Source organism: Paraburkholderia sp. MM5384-R2 (assembly GCF_014201025.1).
In the GTDB taxonomy this organism is placed as follows: Bacteria; Pseudomonadota; Gammaproteobacteria; order Burkholderiales; family Burkholderiaceae; genus Paraburkholderia; species Paraburkholderia tuberum.
Genome location: NZ_JACHDI010000008.1, coordinates 154040 through 172037, shown reverse-complemented (window position 1 = coordinate 172037; position 17998 = coordinate 154040). Strand labels below are relative to the sequence as shown.

Below are 17998 nucleotides of genomic sequence, written 5' to 3'. Positions count from 1 at the left end.
TCTCTGGCGGCCTAGCGGTAGACTTCAACTGGCTGGCCCCTTCGACCGCTTCAGTGTCCATTCGTCAATCATGTCGGCCCAGTCCTGCGACATCGCCGTGCGCTGTTCGCGGTACTCGGCCTTGTTGTAAACGGCTCTGACGCCCCTCTGCTCGTGCGCCAAGCACTTCTCGATCCAGTCCGTGTTGTAGCCGGCCTCATGCAGCAGCGTGCTTGCCGTGCGCCGTAAGTCATGCGGTCCGAACTTGGCGAGCGACTTACCCTCCTTCTGCGCCAGCCGGTACGTCAGTGTCAGCACCTGGTTGAGCGTGGCGCTGCTCATCGGCGCGTCTGAGTCGTACCGGGATGGCAACACATAGTCCGACCCGCCAGCGAAGGTTTTAAGGGCAATGAAGATATCCAACGCCTGCCGGGACAGGAACACCAGGTGCGGAACGCGCCGCTTCATCCGCTCCTTGGGGATCGTCCAAAGCGCGTCACTGAAATTGATCTCGCTCCAGGTCGCATTGGTCAGCTCGCTCTTACGCACCATCGTCAGCAGCAGCAGCTTGGCCGCCGCCCGGATGGATGGCGTAGTGCCAATGCGCTCCATGTACTGATACATCAAGCCGATTTCGTCAGGCGTCAGCGCACGGTCTCGCGGCTCGAACTTGGCGATGCTCGTCGGGCGCACCAACTCTGCCGGGTTCTCGACCTTCTGGCCGCGCTCGATGGCCCAGCGATAGACCTGCAACACTACCTCGCGGGCATGCACTGCGGTTGCCGGTGCGCCTCTTCCACGATGGCATCGGTCAGTGCGCGCAAGTCCTCGTGGGTAATCTCCACCAGCTTCTGATTGTCGAATTTCGGCTTTAACTCGCGCTCGAGGACCGAGCGACGCATGTTGCGTGTGGATTCGGCCATCTGGTAGCCCCGCAGTCACTTTCCGCCCAAGCTCCAAACGTCTCCGCATCCTTGACGCGCGCCTTGTCCCGAGCCTTCTCCTTGGCCGGCGACTTCCCGGTCGCGATCATCTTCTTGGCCTCGCCCAGCCTCTCGCGGGCTTCAGCCAAGGTGATGCCGCCGACGCCATAACGCCCGAACGTCAGCGTCTCCTGCCGTCCGTTGATCGAGTAGTTGTAGCGGAACGAAATTGAACCGGCAGGCGTGACCGCGACATAGAGGCCGTCGCGATCGTTGACCTTGTAGAGCTTCTCCTGCGGCTTTAGATTGCGCAGCTTGGTATCGGTCAGCATGGTATCCGTCCAGAGAGGCAGAAAATACCATGCTCGAAAATAGCCTCTCGAAACGCCTGAATTGGCTTAAAAAACAGAGCATTACGAAAATTCGATACCATGCGGCGCCGGAAAGGCGTCTATGGTATCGGGCGAGGCATATGGTATCCGCGCGAATCATACCACTGGAAGTACCACGCAAAAATGCTGCTTACCGGTGCTCTACCGTGCCAGACGTTGCCAACGTCTAATACGAAAAAAGCCCACAATTACGTGGGCTTAGGTGTGTTTTACTGCCAGGTCGTGCCAGTACGTGCCAGATGCCCAATCACTCCCACTCGATCGTCGCAGGCGGCTTCCCCGAGATGTCGTAGACGACCCGGTTGATCCCGCGCACTTCGTTGATGATCCGGTTCGACACATGCCCAAGCAGTTCATGCGGCAGATGCGCCCAATGCGCGGTCATGAAGTCGAGCGTCTGCACCGCGCGCAACGCGACGACGTACTCGTAGGTGCGCCCGTCGCCCATCACGCCGACGCTCTTGACCGGCAGGAACACCGCGAACGCCTGGCTCGTCAGGTCGTACCACGACTTGCCGGTTTCCTTGTCGATCGTGTTGCGCAGCGTCTCGATGAAAATCGCGTCCGCGCGGCGCAGCAGGTCCGCGAAATCGCGCTTCACTTCGCCGAGGATCCGCACGCCCAGACCCGGACCCGGGAACGGATGGCGATACACCATCGAGTGCGGCAGACCCAGCTTCACGCCAAGCTCGCGCACTTCGTCCTTGAACAGCTCGCGCAGCGGTTCGAGCAGCTTCAGGTTCAGCGTCTCTGGCAGACCACCGACGTTGTGGTGGCTCTTGATGGTTTGCGCGGCCTTCTTGCCCTTGCCCGCCGATTCGATCACGTCCGGATAGATCGTGCCTTGTGCCAGCCACTTCGCGTCGGTCAGCTTGCCGGCTTCGGCCTGGAACACTTCGACGAACTCCGCGCCGATGATCTTGCGCTTCGCTTCAGGATCGGTCACGCCGGCGAGCTTGCCGAGGAATGCTTCGCTCGCGTCGACGTGAATCACCTTCACGCCAAGGTGATCGGCGAACAGCGCCATCACCTGCTCGGCTTCGTTCAGGCGCAGCAGGCCATGGTCGACGAACACGCAGGTCAGTTGATCGCCGATCGCGCGGTGCAGCAGCGCCGCCGCCACCGACGAGTCCACGCCGCCCGACAAGCCCAGAATGACGTGCTCGTTACCGACCTGCTCGCGAATCTTCGCCACGGCTTCGTCGATGTAGTGGCCCATTTCCCAATCGGCCTTCGCGCCGCAGATCTGCAGCACGAAGCGCTCGAGCATCGCGCGGCCCTGCACCGTGTGCGTGACTTCCGGATGCCATTGCAGGCCATAGAAGCGGCGCTGTTCGTCGGCCATCGCGGCGATCGGGCACGATTCCGTCGATGCCATCAGCGCGAAACCCGGCGGCATCTCCAGCACCTTGTCGCCGTGGCTCATCCATACCTTCAGCATGCCGTGGCCTTCGGACGTAGTGAAGTCGCTGATGCCTTCGAGCAGGCTCGTATGGTTGCGCGCGCGCACTTCGGCGTAGCCGAATTCGCGCAGATGACCGATGTCGACCTTGCCGCCGAGCTGCTGCGCCATCGCCTGCATGCCGTAGCAGATGCCGAGCACCGGCACGCCGAGTTCGAACACGGCTTGCGGCACGCGCGGCGTGTCTTCCTCGGTGACCGAGCTCGGGCCGCCCGACAGAATCACGCCCTTCGGCGCGAAGTCGCGGATGAACGACGCGTCGACGTCGTACGGATGGATTTCCGAATACACGTTGGCTTCGCGAACGCGACGTGCAATCAGTTGGGTGACTTGCGAACCGAAGTCGAGAATCAGGATCTTGTCATGCATGGCAGCGGACGGAATCAGAAGTGAGCGGATACGGAATGCCGCGCGCGAGGCGCGGCGTCGAATTCAAAGCGGTCCGCGCGGCGACGGTCTTGGCGCGGCGCGGACAGCCAATTACGATGAAGCACAAGGGCGCGGCCAACCACGGAACCCGCCGCCTGCGATGCGCGCAAACGAAATCCGGTAGCTTCGGCAAACGGCCTGGCGCGCGGCGCTTCAACCATGAAACGGCGGGCGGGGTGCGCCGGGCACGTCGTTGCTGGTGTCGCGTGCGGCGCGTTCGGACTCGCTCTGGCCGGGCTCGCTTGCGGCCGGATGAAGCGGCGCGTTAGTGGCAACGGAAGCCGCGGCAGCCGGATTGGCCGGCCGCGTGACCGGCACGACGGGCTCTGGCACCGGCTCGGCGTGATAGACCGGAAAGCCCGATGAGGCACGCGGCTCGCGCACGTTGTCGCGTTCGGGTTCACGCTGCCGTGCGGCATCCTTTTCGGCCTCTTTCGCGGCATGCTTATCGGCACGGCTGTCGGCCTTGCTTGACGAGGGCTTGATCACGATCCCCTTCTCGCGCCGCCGCACCGCACCCGACAGTCGCACGCCGCCGAGCCCGATCACCACCAGCACGACACCGGCCAGCACCGCCACCATCTGGCCGAAACCGGTCAGCGACGGCGTATGCAGCCCCAGCAGCCAGACCAGCATCAGCACGCCGATCAGCCAGTGCACATGACCGACGACCTTCGCGACCGTCGAGGTCAGCGCCCCGTCGAACGAAGCATGCACCGCGAGCCACGCGAGCCCGATCAGCGCGACGCCGAACGCCTGGCCGACCAGCATCGGCTCCGTTGGCACCAGTTGCAACGCGTCGTACAGCGAGGTCCACGGCGTCAGCACGAACAGCAGGCCGAACGCCAGCAGCAACAACGCATCGAGCATCAGTACAACGCGCAGGAGTGGCTTCATGGGCGTTTAGTCCACGTGGTAGTTGGGCGCTTCCTTGGTGATTTGCACATCGTGCACATGCGACTCGCGCAGGCCCGCACCGGTGATCTGCACGAACTCGGCCTTCTCGTTCATTTCGGCGATGGTGCGGCAGCCGCAGTAGCCCATGCTCGCGCGCACGCCGCCGATCAGCTGGAACAGGATCGCGTTGACCGAACCCTTGTACGCGACGCGACCTTCGATGCCTTCCGGCACCAGCTTGTCGATGTTGGCCGAGTTGTCCTGGAAGTAGCGGTCCGCCGCGCCGTCCTTCATGGCGCCGACCGAGCCCATGCCACGGTACGACTTGTACTGGCGGCCCTGGTACAGGAATACCTCGCCCGGCGACTCCTCGGTACCGGCGAACATGCTGCCCATCATGACCGCGCTGGCGCCCGCCGCGAGCGCCTTGCTGACGTCGCCCGAGAAGCGCACGCCGCCGTCGGCGATGACCGGCACGCCGGTGCCGTTCAGCGCTTCGGACACGTTGGAGATAGCGGTGACCTGCGGCACGCCGACGCCTGCGACGATTCGCGTCGTGCAGATGGAGCCCGGGCCGATACCGACCTTGACGCCGTCCGCGCCGTATTCGACGAGCGCCCTGGCGGCCGCGGCGGTTGCGATGTTGCCGCCGATCACCTCGACGTGCGGGAAGTTCTGCTTGACCCACTTGACGCGCTCGAGCACGCCCATGCTGTGGCCATGCGCGGTATCGACGACGATCACGTCGACGCCGGCCTGCACGAGCAGCTCGACGCGCTCTTCGTTGTCCGCGCCGACGCCGACCGCCGCGCCCGCGCGCAGCTTGCCGTGCTCGTCCTTGCATGCATCCGGGTGCTCGGTCTGCTTGGTGATGTCCTTGACGGTCATCAGGCCGCGCAGTTCGAATGCATCGTTGATGACCAGCACGCGCTCGAGGCGGTGGCTGTGCATCAGCGCCTTCGCTTCGGCGAGCGGCGTGCCTTCCTTGACGGTGACGAGGCGCTCGCGCGGCGTCATGATGTTGCGCACCGGCTCGTCCAGACGCTCTTCGAAGCGCAGGTCGCGATTCGTCACGATGCCGACGAGCTGCGAGCCCTCGACGACCGGGAAACCCGAAATGCCATGCTGGCGCGACAGTGCGATCACGTCGCGCACTTTCATATGCGGCGGCACGGTGATCGGATCGCGCACGACGCCCGACTCGAAACGCTTGACCTTCGCGACTTCACGCGCCTGCTCGGCCGGCGTGAGGTTCTTGTGGATGATGCCGACGCCGCCCATTTGCGCCATGGCGATTGCCAGACGTGCTTCGGTGACCGTGTCCATCGCGGCGGACACGAGCGGCATGTTCAGGGAGATGTTGCGGGTCAGCAGGGTCTTGAGGCTGGTGTCGCGCGGCAGAACATCGGAGAAGGCCGGGACGAGGAGCACGTCATCGAACGTGAGTGCTGTTTGGATCAGACGCATGGCAAATCCTATAGGCGCAAAAGCGAATTATACGCGATACCACCCCGGTTTTCACTGCGCGAACAGCAGCTTAGCGAATTTCAGACGATTTTTTGCCGCTCCGGCCTGCGTCGATTTCGCTTGCCTGTTCGCGTCGGGTTCGAACGGGTTTCGATTGCGCGGTCGCAGGCGAAATCGGGGCAGAGCCGGCGGCATTTTCGCGGCAGGTACCCTGTCGAGCGGCGCTCGAGCGGTCCGAATGCAGGATCGAACAAGACGCCCTGCTCGCAAAACCGCTATTCTGCCGGCCATTCCAGTTTATCCAGCAGAGGCAGTCGATGCAGCGCGGTGTCGTATATGGCGTCATGGCCGGAGCCTTGTGGGGCATGGTGTTTCTGGTGCCGCGGGTGCTGCCCGACTTCTCCCCGCTCCTGCTCGTCGCCGGCCGCTACTCGATGTACGGCGTCGTGTCGCTCGCCGCGGCGCTGCCGATCGCGCGTTCGCTCGCCAAACGGCTGAGCCGCAAGGACCTGATCGCGCTCGTCAAGCTCGCGCTGGCCGGCAATATCGTCTATTACCTGCTGCTGACGGCCGCCGTGCACCTGATCGGAATCGCGCCGGCCTCGCTGATCGTCGGCGTGCTGCCGGTCACGGTCACGCTGGTCGGCCGGCGCGATCACGGCGCGGTGCCGCTCGCGCGCCTCGCATGGCCGCTCGCGACCGTGATGGCGGGCATCGTCTGCATCAATATCGACGTCTTTACGGTGGCCGGCGCGGCGCCGGTGAGCATCGCGACGCGCCTGCTCGGCGTGGCCTGCGCGGTGGGCGCGCTCATCTGCTGGACCTGGTTCGCGGTCGAGAACGCCCGTTACCTGCAGCGTCAGACGCATTTCAGCGGCAATGAGTGGTCGGTGCTGTGGGGCGTCGTGACTGGCGCGCTCGGCGGCGCGTTGTGGCTCGTGGTCGCGGTGCTGCCGTCGGGCGGCCCGCAGGGTGAGTTGGCCGACCCGCGCTGGCACACGTTCTGGCTGCTCAACCTCGCACTCGCGATCGGCGCGTCGTGGCTCGGCAACGGCCTGTGGAATGCCGCGGCAAAACGGCTGCCGCTAACGCTGTCCGGCCAGATGATCGTGTTCGAGACGCTGTTCGCGCTGCTTTACGCGTTCATTTACGACGAGCGCCTGCCGCGCCCGCTCGAACTCGCGGCGGTCCTGCTGCTGGTGGCGGGGGTCTGGTGGTCGGTGCGCCGGCATTCGGACGACGATTCGTCGGGTGCGGCGCGCATCGAGGGCATGAACGATAAGGCGCAGACGGCGGCGCCTTGAGATAATGTGACGCGATGATGCACGACGGGCGGCGCGCGAAAAAGTCCGCCGCCCCCCTAGCGCCGCCTAGCGCGAATCCTTGTTCAACCAACGCCGCCCCTCGATCGACCCCGCCTTGCGTGTCTTTTCGACGCGGCGTTGGCGCGACACCTTCGGATCCACCAGCAACGGCCGGTAAATCTCGACGCGATCATGGTCCGCCAGCACCGTATCGAGCGGTTTGAGCTTGCCGAACACGCCCACCTTCTGGGTGTTCAGATCGATCGACGGAAAGCGCTGCAGAATCCCGCTTGCGCCGATCGCCTGTTGCAGCGTCGCGCCCGCGGGCAACTCGACCGCAATCAGCGCCTGCTCGGCAGCGAGCGCATAGCAGACCTCGACCGTTAGCCGCGCACTCATGACTGACCATAGCGCTGGTTGGCGCGCTTCACGAAAGATTCGACGAAGGTATTGGCGATGTGATTGAACACCGGCCCGATGATCTTCTCGAGCAGGATGCTGGTGAACTCGTAGTGCAGCGCGAATTCGATCTTGCACGCATCGGCGCGCAGCGGCGTGAAGCGCCAGAAACCGGTGAACTTGCGAAACGGACCGTCGGCGAATTCCATGTCGATGCGCGTGGGGCGCTCCATCGAGTTACGCGTGGCGAAATGCTGCTTGATGCCCTTGAAGTTGATATCGATCCTCGCCTCCATGCTGGTGTCGTCCCGGTGACGAATTTCGATGCCCCCGCACCATGGCAGGAACTTGGGGTAATCGTCGACGTCGGTGACGAGGTCGAACATCTGCTCCGCCGAGTGGCGAATCAAAACGGTTTTCTGAACATCTGCCATAAATTGAACAGCGCGTGGCAACGGTGGACGAGCGCCGCGGGCTTTCCTTGCCCCGCTTTGCTAAAATCGTGATTTTAAACGAGTTGGGCACTTTCCATTCATGAGCATCATAGACAACAGAAAAGCCTTCTACGACTACTCGGTCGAGGAACGCTATGAGGCAGGCCTCGTGCTCGAAGGATGGGAGGTCAAGGCGTTGCGCGCCGGACGCGGCCAGATCAAGGAAGGCTACGTGGTGATCCGCAACGGCGAGCTGTTCCTGATCGGCACGCACATCAGCCCGCTGCCCGAAGCGTCGACGCACATCCATCCCGACCCGGTGCGCACGCGCAAGTTGCTGCTGCACAGCGAGGAGATCAGCAAGCTGATCGGCAAGGTCGAGCAGCGCGGCTACACGCTCGTGCCGCTGAATTTTCACTACAAGAACGGTCGCGTCAAATGCGAGATCGGTCTCGCGAAGGGCAAGAAGATGCACGACAAGCGCGAGACCGAGAAGAAGCGCGACTGGGAGCGCGAGAAGGCGCGCTTGATGCGCTCGCCGACCTGAACGCGATTCGTTTCCGGCTCATGCAAAAATGGCCCGCGCATCGATGTGCGGGCCATTTGCTTTTACGTCACGCACTCACTGCGCATGCATTGCCGTTCGTCAGCGCAAATCGCCGCGCGGCGGCTCCGCTGCCGCCTTGCTCCTGTTCACGATGGTCAGCGCCGACGCGATCATCGAACTCATGTTCGACATGTCGCCCGGCACGATCAGTGTCGTGCCCTGCCTGGCCAGGTTCGAGAACGCGTTCACGTACTGTTCGGCCACCTTCAGATTCACCGCATCCATGCCGCCGTTCAGCTGGATCGCCGCCGCGATCTTCTGGATCGCCTGCGCGTTCGCCTCGGCCACCGCCAGAATTGCCGCGGCCTGCCCCTGCGCCTGATTGATCGCTGCCTGACGCTCGCCCTCGGACTTCTGGATCGCCGCCTCGCGGCCGCCCGACGCGATATTGATCTGCTCCTGCTTGCGCCCTTCCGATGCCGCGATCAGCGCGCGTTTCTCGCGCTCGGCGGTGATCTGCGCCTGCATCGCGTGAAGGATTTCCTTTGGCGGCGTCAGGTCCTTGATCTCGTAGCGCAGCACTTTTACGCCCCAGTTCGCGGCCGCCTCGTCCAGCGCGGACACGATGCTGTGATTGATGAAATCGCGCTCCTCGAAGGTCCGGTCCAGCTCCAGCTTGCCGATGACCGAGCGCAGCGTGGTCTGCGACAACTGCGTGATCGCGAACACGAAGTTGCTCGATCCGTACGATGCCTTCATCGGATCGGTGACCTGGAAATACAGCACACCGTCGACCTGCAGTTGCGTGTTGTCGCGCGTAATACAGACCTGGCTCGGCACTTCGAGAGGAATTTCCTTCAGCACGTGCTTGTACGCGACCCGGTCGACGAACGGGAACGCGAAGCTCAGACCCGGCGTCAGCGTCGCATGATAACGGCCGAGGCGCTCGAGCACCCACGCATGCTGCTGCGGCACGATCTTGATGGTCTGCGACGCGAGCACGATCACGACGATCAGCAGCACTGCCCCGACGATGGTTGAATCCATATCGCTACCCTCCGATTCTGCTTCGAATAGTTGTGCGCAGGTTGGCCGGCCTGCGTTTTCAGCCTGGGCGGCCGGCGCTCAGATCGTCAGGTCGCGCTCGCGCGCGCCTTCGGCTGCCGGCTCGCGACGACGACGAGGCAACTGCCCCGCAACTCCCTGATCTCGTAGACCTGCGCGTCTTCGGGTTCGCCCGCGGCCAGCTCGATGTCCCATGCCGCGCCACGATAGGTCGCGCGTGCTTTGCGCCCCTGCCAGGCCGGCACGTTCAGCGTCTGCCCGATATCCAGATTGACATCCGGATTGCGCGACGCCTGCTCGCGCCTACGACGGCCGAAGCGCGAGCGTTTGAGCACCACGACCGCCACGAGCGCAACCAGCGCCGCCACTACGAATTGCAGATCGGTCCCGGCGCCGCCAATGCGCGCAAGCGCGGCCGCGACGAAGCCGAACGCGATCATCAACAGATAGAAGGTGCCGCTCATCAGCTCCAGCACGACAAGCACACCCGCCCCGATCCACCAGAACAGTCCACCAGGCGCCACGTCGACCTCCACAAAGCAAAACACCCCGGTTCTACCGGGGTGTTTATAGCACGAAGCGCACGTGCCTTTAACGCGTGCCGAATGCCGCCTGCGAAAGCGGCATTCGATACCTCGCGAGTTACTGCTTCGCCTTTGCCAGCTGCTGCCACGTATCGATGATCGTGTCGGGGTTGAGCGAGATCGACTTGATGCCTTCGTCAGTCAGCCATTGCGCGAAGTCCGGATGATCCGACGGCCCCTGGCCGCAGATACCGACGTACTTGTCGAGACGCAGACAGGTTTCGATCGCGCGCTTGAGCAGGAACTTGACCGCTGGATCACGCTCGTCGAAATCGACCGCGAGCAGCTCCATGCCCGAATCGCGGTCGAGGCCGAGCGTGAGCTGCGTGAGATCGTTCGAGCCGATCGAGAATCCGTCGAAGTACTGCAGGAACTCTTCCGCGAGAATCGCGTTCGTCGGCACTTCGCACATCATGATCAGACGCAGGCCCTTCTCGCCGCGCTTCAGGCCGAACTTCGCGAGCAGCCCGACCACGCGCTCCGCCTGCTTCAGCGTACGCACGAACGGCACCATGATCTCGACGTTGTCGAGGCCCATCTCTTCACGCACCTTCTTCAGCGCGACGCATTCCATCTGGAACGCCTCGGCGAAGTCTTCCGCGATATAGCGCGACGCGCCGCGGAAACCCAGCATCGGGTTTTCCTCGTCCGGCTCGTAGCGCGAACCACCGATCAGCTTCTTGTACTCGTTCGACTTGAAGTCCGACAGACGCACGATGACGGGCTTCGGATGGAACGCCGCCGCGATCGTTGCGATACCTTCGGTCAGCTTGTCGACGTAGAACGCGCGCGGCGAGGCGTGACCGCGCGCGACGCTTTCGACCGCCTTCTTCAGGTCCTGATCGACGTTCGGGTACTCGAGGATCGCCTTCGGGTGCACGCCGATGTTGTTGTTGATGATGAACTCGAGCCGCGCGAGACCCACACCTGCGTTCGGCAGTTGCGAGAAGTCGAATGCGAGCTGCGGATTGCCGACGTTCATCATGATCTTCACCGGAATCGGCGGCAGTTCGCCGCGCTGCACTTCGGTGACTTCGGTTTCGAGCAGGCCGTCGTAGATCTTGCCTTCGTCGCCTTCCGCACATGACACGGTGACGAGCGCGCCGTCCTTCAGCACGTCGGTCGCGTCGCCGCAGCCGACCACGGCCGGCACACCCAGCTCACGCGCGATGATCGCCGCATGGCAGGTGCGGCCGCCACGGTTCGTGACGATCGCCGACGCACGCTTCATGACCGGCTCCCAGTTCGGGTCGGTCATGTCGGCGACGAGCACGTCGCCCGGCTGCACGCGGTCCATCTCCGACGGGTCGTGGATCACGCGCACCGGACCCGCGCCGATCTTCTGACCGATCGCGCGGCCCGTTGTCAGCACGTTCGACTGGCCCTTCAGCTTGAAGCGCTGCTCGGCCTTGCCCCCGCCCTGGCTCTTCACCGTTTCCGGACGCGCCTGCAGGATGAAAATCTTGCCGTCGCGGCCGTCCTTGCCCCACTCGATGTCCATCGGACGCTGGTAGTGCTTCTCGATAATCACCGCGTACTTCGCGAGCTCGATCACGTCTTCGTCGGTGATCGAGAAGCGGTTGCGCTGTTCGTGCGCGACGTCGACGGTCTTCACGCGGCCCGGCTCGCCCGGCTTCGTGAACTCCATCTTGATCAGCTTCGAGCCGATCGAGCGGCGAATGATCGGGTACTTGCCCTGCGCGAGCGTAGTCTTGAACACGTAAAACTCGTCCGGATTCACCGCGCCCTGCACGACGGTTTCGCCGAGGCCATAGCTCGACGTGATGAAGACGGCGTCCTTGAAGCCCGATTCGGTGTCCAGCGTGAACATCACGCCCGCGGCGCCGACGTCCGAACGCACCATGCGCTGCACGCCCGCCGACAACGCGACTTCAGCATGCGTGAAGCCCTTGTGGACGCGATAGGAGATGGCGCGGTCGTTATACAGCGACGCGAACACGTGCTTCATGCGATCGAGCACGTCGTCGATGCCGACCACGTTCAGGTAGCTTTCCTGCTGACCGGCGAACGATGCGTCCGGCAGGTCTTCCGCGGTCGCGGATGAACGCACGGCAAACGACAGCTCCTCGGGCGAGCTCTGTTGCAGCGTGTCGAACCCCGCGCGAATGTCAGCCTCGAGCTGCGGCTGCAGCGGCGCGTCGACGATCCATTGACGGATTTCCTTGCCCGCTTCGGCGAGCGCCTTCACGTCGTCGACGTCGAGCGTCTCGAGACGTTTGGCGATGCGCTCGGTCAGATCGTTGTGCTGCAGGAAGTCACGGAACGCGAGCGCGCTGGTCGCGAAGCCGGTCGGCACGCGCACGCCGGCTTCGGCGAGCTGGCTGATCATCTCGCCCAGCGACGCGTTCTTGCCGCCGACGATCTCCACGTCGGTCATCCGCAACTGCTCGAACGGAACTACATACGCCTTGTCCTTTGCGACTGTAACTGCGTTAGTCATACAAGCCCCTAAGTGTGAAAGAAATTCACGGCTGTGCAAGTGGGCTTGAACACGGGCAGCCCATTGGAAGCCTCGACCCCGTGTCTTGCACAACCTGTTAGATAAGCAATCGCCTGGACGGCGGAGATGCGTTGCATGGCGCGCCGGCTGTGGAGCACGAGGCGGACGCACCGAAGAACGCGGTTGAGCGGACTTTCCGCTCAATCTGTTGCGTTCAACGCATATTGACATTAGATAACGTGACGTTGAACGACCGTTCGCGGCAAGTTAGCGGCCAATCGCCTGCAATTGCTTATCCAACAGGTTGCCGCTATTCTACCGTGCCGACTCCTGAAATGTGGCAGTCGGTCGAGAATTGCGCCTCGAATCGCGCGCCGACCGAGCCAGCGGGCTTTTGCGGGACCGCCCGCGCGGGGCACGAGCGTGGCGCGCCCGCCGCCGCGCGGTTTGAGTCGAGCGCGTTGTCGCGCTCGCGCTTTCCGGCTCATTTGCCTTTCACGTTCACAGCTCCTCTGATGCCGCCCACCGTATTCATCGTCTCAGACGGTACCGGGATTACTGCCGAAACCTTCGCGCATTCGATCCTCTCCCAGTTCGACCAGAAATTCCGCCTGGTTCGCGTGCCTTTCGTCGACTCGACCGAGAAGGCCTATGCGACGCTCGAAAAGATCAACGAAGCGGTCGTGCAGGACGGCCGTCGCCCGATCGTGTTCACCACGCTCGTCGATAGCTCGTCGAATCAGATCGTGAAGGGTTCGAACGCGCTCGTGCTCGACATGTTCCAGACCTTCGTCGAGCCGCTCGAGCAGGAACTGGAACTGAAGTCGAGCCACGCGATGGGGCGCGGCCACCAGAACGCGGACACCGAGGAGTACAAGAACCGGATCGAGGCGATCAATTTCTCGCTCGCGCACGACGACGGTCAATCGAATCGCAATCTCGCAGACGCCGACGTGATCCTCGTCGGCGTGTCACGCAGCGGCAAGACGCCGACGAGCCTTTACCTGGCGATGCAGTACGGCGTGAAAGCGGCGAACTATCCGCTGATTCCCGAAGATTTCGAACGCGGCAAGTTGCCGACGCCGCTACGCGAGCATCGACAGAAGATGTTCGGCTTGTCGATCGATCCGCAGCGGCTGTCGGAGATCCGTAACGAGCGGCGGCCGGGCAGCAAGTATGCGGCGCCGGAAAACTGCCGCTATGAGATCAACGAAGCCGAAACGATGATGCGGCGCGAGGGGATCAAGTGGCTGTCGTCGACGCACAAGTCGATCGAGGAAATCGCGACGACGATCCTGCAGGAGATCAAGCTGGATCGGCCTTCGTATTGACGGACAGCCGGGCAGGCATTGCGTTGCCGGGCCAGAGCCCCGGCAACGCTACTTACAGTAAGTCTACTTTTTGCGCCCGCGCTGCTGCCGGCACTGCTCGAACACGCAGACCGCCGCCGCGGCCGCCACGTTCAGCGACTCCATACCGCCGGGCTGCGGAATCGTCACCCGCAACGACACGGCATCGCGCCACGCCTGCGACACGCCCGCCCCTTCGTTGCCGAACACCCACGCGAGCGGCCGGCTCAGGTCGCTGTCATAGATCGCTTCGGCACCGTGCGAATCGGTGATGACGATCGGTACCGCGAGCCGTTCGATCAGCGCACGCGCTTCGACATCCTCATGAATCTGCAACAGGAAGTGCGCGCCCATCCCGGAACGCAGCACCTTCGACGACCACGCGTATGCGGTGCCCGGCGCGCAGAACACGTGCTCGATACCCGCAGCCGCCGCGCTGCGCAGAATCGATCCGACGTTGCCCGCGTCCTGCACGCCGTCGAGCACGAGACAGTTTTGCTCGACGCGCTCGGGCAGCGGTGCGTCGAGCTTCTCGACGAGCAGCAGAATCCCGACCCCATGCACGACATTCGACAACTGTCCGAACAACGCATCCGGCAGCGTCACGAGCCGATGCTCGTCGATCCGTGACACGATCGCCTGCGCTTCGTCGTGACGCAACGCGCCGTCGGTGACGACGCATAGCTCCGGCTGACCTGCGACGTCGAGATACGTGCTCGCGAGATGGAAGCCCTCGAGCAGCGCGTGGCCGCTGCGGCGCTGTTGATGCGTCGAGCCGGCCAGTGCCTTCAGGCGCTTGTAGAGCGGATTGTCCCGCGAGGTGATGGCTTTCACAGGCAGCGAAGGCGGTGAGAAGGGAAAAGGAATCAGCGGCAATCAACGGCACGCAAGCGCGCAGCGCGCTCGAGCCGCGCTGATGGGGTCGGTCACGCGAAGCCGGCTTCGCCGAACGCATCGCCGTCGAGCAGCAGCGCGTCGGCCACGACGACGGCGTCCGCCGGCGGCAACGGCACGCCAGTGCCGAACCGCAGATGCGCTTCGCGCACCGGCGCGAACGAGCGCCGATGATGCTCGCACGGCCCATGCTCGCGCAGCGCCGCGAGATGCTGCGGCGTGCCGTAACCGGCATGCGCGTCGAAGCCGTACATCGGATACGCCTGGTGCAGTTCGACCAGCATGCGGTCGCGCGTGACCTTCGCGAGAATCGACGCCGCCGAGATGCTCTTCACGAGCGCGTCGCCGCCAATCACCGCCTCGCTACGGATGCTGAGCGTCGGGCAACGGTTGCCGTCGATCTTCACGAGCGTCGGCACGACCGACAGGCCCTCGACCGCGCGCTTCATCGCGAGCATGGTGGCGTGCAGGATGTTCAGCGAATCGATTTCCTCGACCGTCGCCGACGCGACGCAGTACGCGAGCGCACGCTCGACGATCTTGTCGTACAGCGCTTCGCGCTTGAGTGCGCTCAGCGCCTTGGAATCGTCGAGGCCACGGATCATCGGTTTGGCGGGATCGAAAATCACCGCCGCCGCGACGACCGGACCAGCCAGCGGTCCGCGCCCTGCCTCGTCGACGCCGCAGACGATGTCGTCGGCGCTCTCGAAGTTCAGGCCGGCTTGCGCCACTACCCGAACGGTGGCCGCGATCTTCCGGCGAGGCGCGCCCGCGGCGGTCATGGCCGCCCCGCCCGCTGCTCGACGACGCTCGCCACGACTTCGGCCGCGCGCTGCGCGGTGTTCTGCTTCAGCACGTGATGCATCTCCGTGAAGATTTCCTTCAGCGTGCGCCGGTTCGCCTCGTCGCGCAACTGTTTCAGCGTCGCCTCGGCGAGCGCCTGCGGCGTCGCGAAGTGCTGCAGGATCTCCGGCACCACGAAACGCCCGGCCAGGATGTTCGGCAGGCCGACGTAGGGCAGATAGCCCTGGCGGCGCATGATCTGGCCGGTCAGCCAGGGCACCTTGTACGAAATCACCATCGGCTTTTTCAGCAGCGCGGCTTCGAGCGTGACGGTGCCGCTCTTCACGAGAATCGCGTCGGCGGCGGTCATCGCGAGTTGCGACTGGCCTTCGGTGATGGTCAGCGCGAGGCCCGGATGCGCATCGACGAGCGGCTGCAGCAACGCGCGCAACGCGGGCGTCGCCGCCGGCATCACGAAGCGCACGCTGGGCTCCTGGTGCTGCATCATCTCCATCGCCGCGAAGAACGTCGGGCCGATCAGGTCGATCTCGGAGCGCCGGCTGCCCGGCAGCACCGCGATCACCGGCCCGCTTTCCGCGAGACCGAGTGCGCGGCGCGCACCGAGGGTGTCGGGTTCGAGCGGGATCTGGTCGGCCAGCGGATGCCCGACGTACGACGCCGCGACACCCGCCTTTTCGAGCAGCGCGGTTTCGAACGGGAACACGCACAGCATGTGGTCGACGGCCTTGGCGATCTTCTTGATGCGCCCGCCACGCCACGCCCAGATGGACGGGCAGACGAAGTGCACGGTCGGAATGCCGGCGTCGCGCAGTGCGTGCTCGAGCCCGAAATTGAAGTCGGGCGCGTCGACGCCGACGAACACGGACGGCGGTTCGGCGAGCAGCTGCCGCTTGAGCTCGTTGCGGATACCGAGGATTTCAGGAATGTGCCGCAGTGCTTCGACATAGCCGCGCACCGTCAGCTTTTCCATCGGCCAGTGGGCGTCGAAACCCGCGGCGATCATGCGCGGACCGCCGATGCCGTAGTACTGCGTGGCGGCCGGCAACCGGCTGGCGAGGCCGTCGAGCAGCGACGCGGCGAGCAGGTCGCCGGACGGCTCGCCGGCCACCATCGCGACGCGCAGCGGACTGGGTTGCAACGTCATCGGTTAGCGGATGATGCCGCGCTGCGACGCTTCGACGAACGCGAGCAGCGTCTGCACCGGGGCGTCGCCGTCACCGCCGGCCGAACCGAGTTCCTTCAGTTGCACCTTCGCTTCTTCGAGCGACAGGCCGTTCTTGTACAGCACGCGATACGCGGTGCGCAGCACCGAGATCGCGTCGGCCGAGAAGCCGCGGCGGCGCAGCCCTTCGACGTTGATGCCGTGCGGCTCGGCCTTGTTGCCCGCGGCGATCACGTACGGCGGCACGTCCTGCACGAGCGCCGAGGCGCCGCCGAGCATCGAATGCGCACCGATGCGCACGAACTGATGCACGCCCGACATGCCGCCGATGATCGCGTAGTCGCCGATCGTCACGTGACCGGCCATCTGCGCGTTGCTCGACAGGATCACGTTGTTGCCGACGTGGCAGTCGTGACCGATGTGCACGTAGGCCATGATCCAGTTGTCGTCGCCGAGCGTGGTGACGCCCGCGTCCTGCACCGTGCCGGTGTGGATCGTCGTGAACTCGCGGATCATGTTGCGGTTGCCGATCACGAGCCTGGTTGGCTCGTCCCGGTACTTCATGTCCTGCGGACGCCCGCCGACCGATGCGTAATGGCCGATGCGGTTGTCTTCGCCGAGCGTGGTATAGCCTTCGATCACGCTGTGCGAGCCGACCGTGCTGCGCGCACCGATCGCCACGTGTGCGCCGATCACCGCATAGGGCCCGACTTCGACGGATTCGTCCAGCTGCGCGCCCGCTTCGATGATCGCGGTGGGATGGATCCTGCTCATGCGTCCTCGCTTCTGATTCTGTTGCGTTGTGTGGATGGCCTTGCCGTCAGGGCCGCCGCGCGCGTGCCTTGCCGCGCCGCGACCTGCCCCGACGCGGGCTTTACGCGTCTTTGTCCGTGTGGCGCACCGCGCACATCAGATCGGCTTCCGCCGCGACGACGCCATCCACTTCGGCGCGCGCCTTGAACTTCCAGATGCCGCGCATGTGACGCTCGAACGTGCAGTTCAGGATCAGCTGATCGCCCGGTTCCACCACGCGCTTGAAGCGCGCGTTGTCGATGCCGACGAACAGGTACAGCGTATTCGACGGATCGCTCGGCTCTTCCGAGAACGTCAGCAGCGCCGCGGTCTGCGCGAGCGCTTCGAGGATCAGCACGCCTGGCATCACCGGCCGCGTCGGGAAATGTCCCTGGAAATACGGCTCATTGATCGACACGTTCTTCAACGCTTTGATGCTCTTGTGCGGTTCGAGTTCGAGCACCCGGTCAACCAGCAGGATCGGATAACGATGCGGCAGCAGCGTGAGAATCTTATGAATGTCGAGATTGATTTTTTCGGTGCTCATGGTGTTTCTGCTCACGCATTGACTGCGCGATGATGACTGCGGATGCTGGTGCAGGTGGGTTGAAAACGCGCACGACCGGCGCCTCCGATGACCGGTGATCGTGCCAC

Annotated in this window: 16 protein-coding genes and 1 pseudogene; 3 read left to right on the top strand and 14 right to left on the bottom strand. The window is 64.0% G+C overall.

Annotated features, from left to right (window positions below; all coding sequences use genetic code 11):
* Positions 1–24 precede the first annotated feature (24 nt).
* The 4 genes and pseudogenes from HDG37_RS15755 to guaB form a co-directional block, all read right to left on the bottom strand.
* A pseudogene (locus tag HDG37_RS15755) lies at positions 25–1234 on the bottom strand (tyrosine-type recombinase/integrase).
* 307 nt (positions 1235–1541) lie between these two features.
* A complete protein-coding gene (gene guaA, locus HDG37_RS15750; protein WP_013089680.1) occupies positions 1542–3125 on the bottom strand; it encodes a glutamine-hydrolyzing GMP synthase in 1584 nt (527 codons plus the stop codon).
* A 213-nt stretch (positions 3126–3338) separates the two neighbouring features.
* Positions 3339–4082, bottom strand: coding sequence for a hypothetical protein (locus tag HDG37_RS15745; RefSeq protein ID WP_184049166.1), 744 nt, complete (start codon positions 4080–4082; stop codon positions 3339–3341).
* A gap of 6 nt (positions 4083–4088) precedes the next feature.
* A complete protein-coding gene (guaB, locus tag HDG37_RS15740) occupies positions 4089–5549 on the bottom strand; it encodes an IMP dehydrogenase (protein WP_184049163.1) in 1461 nt (486 codons plus the stop codon).
* A gap of 317 nt (positions 5550–5866) precedes the next feature.
* Here guaB and HDG37_RS15735 point away from each other — a divergent pair, with 317 nt between their 5' ends.
* On the top strand, positions 5867–6853 hold the full coding sequence (locus HDG37_RS15735) for a DMT family transporter (protein WP_184049160.1): 987 nt from the start codon (positions 5867–5869) through the stop codon (positions 6851–6853).
* Positions 6854–6919: 66 nt separating this feature from the next.
* Here HDG37_RS15735 and HDG37_RS15730 read toward each other — a convergent pair whose 3' ends face one another.
* Positions 6920–7252, bottom strand: a complete 333-nt coding sequence (locus HDG37_RS15730) for an RnfH family protein (RefSeq protein WP_090800565.1) — start codon at positions 7250–7252, stop codon at positions 6920–6922.
* Positions 7249–7686 carry a type II toxin-antitoxin system RatA family toxin gene (locus HDG37_RS15725; protein WP_018417666.1) on the bottom strand — a complete coding sequence of 146 codons (438 nt, stop codon included), beginning with the start codon at positions 7684–7686 and terminating at the stop codon, positions 7249–7251. Before HDG37_RS15725 ends, HDG37_RS15730 begins: the two co-directional genes overlap by 4 nt.
* 100 nt (positions 7687–7786) lie before the next feature.
* Here HDG37_RS15725 and smpB point away from each other — a divergent pair, with 100 nt between their 5' ends.
* Positions 7787–8233, top strand: coding sequence for an SsrA-binding protein SmpB (smpB, locus tag HDG37_RS15720; protein ID WP_013089686.1), 447 nt, complete (start codon positions 7787–7789; stop codon positions 8231–8233).
* 99 nt (positions 8234–8332) lie between these two features.
* Here smpB and HDG37_RS15715 read toward each other — a convergent pair whose 3' ends face one another.
* The 3 genes from HDG37_RS15715 to ppsA form a co-directional block, all read right to left on the bottom strand.
* Positions 8333–9280: an SPFH domain-containing protein gene (locus HDG37_RS15715; protein ID WP_184022647.1), complete on the bottom strand. Its 948-nt coding sequence runs from the start codon at positions 9278–9280 to the stop codon at positions 8333–8335.
* Between the two features lie 86 nt (positions 9281–9366).
* Positions 9367–9822, bottom strand: a complete 456-nt coding sequence (locus HDG37_RS15710; protein ID WP_184049157.1) for an NfeD family protein — start codon at positions 9820–9822, stop codon at positions 9367–9369.
* A gap of 118 nt (positions 9823–9940) precedes the next feature.
* On the bottom strand, positions 9941–12343 hold the full coding sequence (gene ppsA, locus HDG37_RS15705) for a phosphoenolpyruvate synthase (protein WP_184049154.1): 2403 nt from the start codon (positions 12341–12343) through the stop codon (positions 9941–9943).
* Between the two features lie 515 nt (positions 12344–12858).
* Here ppsA and HDG37_RS15700 point away from each other — a divergent pair.
* Positions 12859–13674, top strand: coding sequence for a pyruvate, water dikinase regulatory protein (locus tag HDG37_RS15700; protein ID WP_090800570.1), 816 nt, complete (start codon positions 12859–12861; stop codon positions 13672–13674).
* A gap of 63 nt (positions 13675–13737) precedes the next feature.
* Here HDG37_RS15700 and HDG37_RS15695 read toward each other — a convergent pair whose 3' ends face one another.
* The 5 genes from HDG37_RS15695 to fabZ all read right to left on the bottom strand — a co-directional run bounded on the left by HDG37_RS15695 (position 13738) and on the right by fabZ (position 17891).
* Positions 13738–14526 carry an RNA methyltransferase gene (locus tag HDG37_RS15695; protein WP_090800571.1) on the bottom strand — a complete coding sequence of 263 codons (789 nt, stop codon included), beginning with the start codon at positions 14524–14526 and terminating at the stop codon, positions 13738–13740.
* 92 nt (positions 14527–14618) lie between these two features.
* The gene (rnhB, locus tag HDG37_RS15690; protein WP_184049151.1) at positions 14619–15368 is read right to left on the bottom strand and encodes a ribonuclease HII; all 750 of its coding nucleotides are present in this window, start codon (positions 15366–15368) and stop codon (positions 14619–14621) included.
* Positions 15365–16534, bottom strand: coding sequence for a lipid-A-disaccharide synthase (lpxB, locus tag HDG37_RS15685; protein WP_184049148.1), 1170 nt, complete (start codon positions 16532–16534; stop codon positions 15365–15367). The genes rnhB and lpxB overlap by 4 nt, the downstream gene beginning before the upstream one ends.
* A 3-nt stretch (positions 16535–16537) precedes the next feature.
* A complete protein-coding gene (gene lpxA / locus HDG37_RS15680; protein WP_184049145.1) occupies positions 16538–17326 on the bottom strand; it encodes an acyl-ACP--UDP-N-acetylglucosamine O-acyltransferase in 789 nt (262 codons plus the stop codon).
* Positions 17327–17426: 100 nt separating this feature from the next.
* Positions 17427–17891, bottom strand: coding sequence for a 3-hydroxyacyl-ACP dehydratase FabZ (gene fabZ, locus HDG37_RS15675; protein ID WP_006048683.1), 465 nt, complete (start codon positions 17889–17891; stop codon positions 17427–17429).
* Positions 17892–17998 lie beyond the last annotated feature (107 nt).

Bases quoted from the DNA above. Each gene is read 5' to 3' on its own strand.
- HDG37_RS15700 (WP_090800570.1), top strand. From the start codon at position 12,859: ATGCCGCCCACCGTATTCATCGTCTCAGACGGTACCGGGATTACTGCC.
- HDG37_RS15725 (WP_018417666.1), bottom strand. From the start codon at position 7,686: ATGGCAGATGTTCAGAAAACCGTTTTGATTCGCCACTCGGCGGAGCAG.
- HDG37_RS15735 (WP_184049160.1), top strand. From the start codon at position 5,867: ATGCAGCGCGGTGTCGTATATGGCGTCATGGCCGGAGCCTTGTGGGGC.
- HDG37_RS15745 (WP_184049166.1), bottom strand. From the start codon at position 4,082: ATGAAGCCACTCCTGCGCGTTGTACTGATGCTCGATGCGTTGTTGCTG.
- smpB (WP_013089686.1), top strand. From the start codon at position 7,787: ATGAGCATCATAGACAACAGAAAAGCCTTCTACGACTACTCGGTCGAG.
- HDG37_RS15715 (WP_184022647.1), bottom strand. From the start codon at position 9,280: ATGGATTCAACCATCGTCGGGGCAGTGCTGCTGATCGTCGTGATCGTG.
- lpxB (WP_184049148.1), bottom strand. From the start codon at position 16,534: ATGACGTTGCAACCCAGTCCGCTGCGCGTCGCGATGGTGGCCGGCGAG.
- rnhB (WP_184049151.1), bottom strand. From the start codon at position 15,368: ATGACCGCCGCGGGCGCGCCTCGCCGGAAGATCGCGGCCACCGTTCGG.
- fabZ (WP_006048683.1), bottom strand. From the start codon at position 17,891: ATGAGCACCGAAAAAATCAATCTCGACATTCATAAGATTCTCACGCTG.
- guaB (WP_184049163.1), bottom strand. From the start codon at position 5,549: ATGCGTCTGATCCAAACAGCACTCACGTTCGATGACGTGCTCCTCGTC.
- guaA (WP_013089680.1), bottom strand. From the start codon at position 3,125: ATGCATGACAAGATCCTGATTCTCGACTTCGGTTCGCAAGTCACCCAA.
- HDG37_RS15730 (WP_090800565.1), bottom strand. From the start codon at position 7,252: ATGAGTGCGCGGCTAACGGTCGAGGTCTGCTATGCGCTCGCTGCCGAG.
- ppsA (WP_184049154.1), bottom strand. From the start codon at position 12,343: ATGACTAACGCAGTTACAGTCGCAAAGGACAAGGCGTATGTAGTTCCG.
- lpxA (WP_184049145.1), bottom strand. From the start codon at position 17,326: ATGAGCAGGATCCATCCCACCGCGATCATCGAAGCGGGCGCGCAGCTG.